Annotated in this window: 1 protein-coding gene; it reads left to right on the plus strand. The window is 60.2% G+C overall.

What is annotated here, in order from left to right; genetic code table 11:
- Positions 1–162: 162 nt before the first annotated feature.
- Positions 163–918: an IS21-like element helper ATPase IstB gene (gene istB / locus ACFOZ5_RS13420; protein ID WP_379888143.1), complete on the plus strand. Its 756-nt coding sequence runs from the start codon at positions 163–165 to the stop codon at positions 916–918.
- Positions 919–1,022 lie beyond the last annotated feature (104 nt).

Consider the following 1,022-nt stretch of genomic DNA (forward strand, 5'->3'; position numbering starts at 1 on the left):
CCAGCGCGCCCTGATGCTGGGCAGCTGCCGCTACAAGAGCATCGAGTCCATCCTCAAACACCGTCTGGATCAGCAGCCTCTGGAAGAGCAACAGGAGTTGGCCTTACCCGACACTCACGACAACATCCGCGGCCCCGCCTACTACCACTGAAGGAACCTGACATGCTGAAACATCCGACTCTGGATAAGCTCCACACTCTCAAGTTAACCGGCATGGCCGCCGCCCTGGCGGATCAGTCGGCCACCCCCGACATCACCGACCTGAGCTTCGAGGAGCGCCTTGGGCTGCTGGTTGATAGGGAAATGACCGAACGGGACAACCGGCGCATGAGCAGCCGGTTGCGCCGGGCCAAACTGCGACACACCGCCATCCTCGAAGACATTGACTACCGGAACTCCCGCGGCCTGGACAAAGGACTCATCCAGTCCCTGGCTGGCTGCCAATGGGTGAAGGAGCACCTGAACATACTCATCACAGGCCCCACCGGGGTTGGTAAAACCTGGTTGGCCTGTGCCTTGGCGCACAAGGCCTGCCGAGAGGGTTATACCGCACAGTACGTGCGCCTGACCCGGCTGCTACGGGAACTGACCATCGCCAAGGGAGATGGCCAATACGCCAAACTCCTGACCAACCTCGCCAAAGTGGATGTGCTGATCCTGGATGACTGGGGGCTCATGAAGCTGAGCGCGGAGAACCGAAGAGACTTGCTGGAGGTGCTGGAAGACCGCCATGGCCGGCGCTCAACCATCGCCACCAGCCAATTACCCATGGATCAATGGCATGACGTGATCGGGGACGCCACTCTAGCCGATGCCATCCTGGACCGCCTCGTTCACAACGCCTACAAGATCAATCTCAGGGGCGAATCCATGCGAAAGCGGCAGTCAAAGTTGACGGACACTACGGCTTCGGAGTAAGAAGAGAAACCCCGCGTCGCTACGCTCCGATGGGTGGCAGCCTTGCTCCGGTCCGAGTGGCAGGCTTCACGTGGAATGGGTGGCAACCTTCAGCGGTTTACGCA

It is taken from the genome of Marinobacter lacisalsi (assembly GCF_042651045.1).
GTDB classification, from domain to species: domain Bacteria; phylum Pseudomonadota; class Gammaproteobacteria; order Pseudomonadales; family Oleiphilaceae; genus Marinobacter; species Marinobacter lacisalsi.

What these genes read in the sequence shown, in the direction of transcription:
- istB (WP_379888143.1), top strand. Translation starts at nt 163, where the DNA reads ATGCTGAAACATCCGACTCTGGATAAGCTCCACACTCTCAAGTTAACC.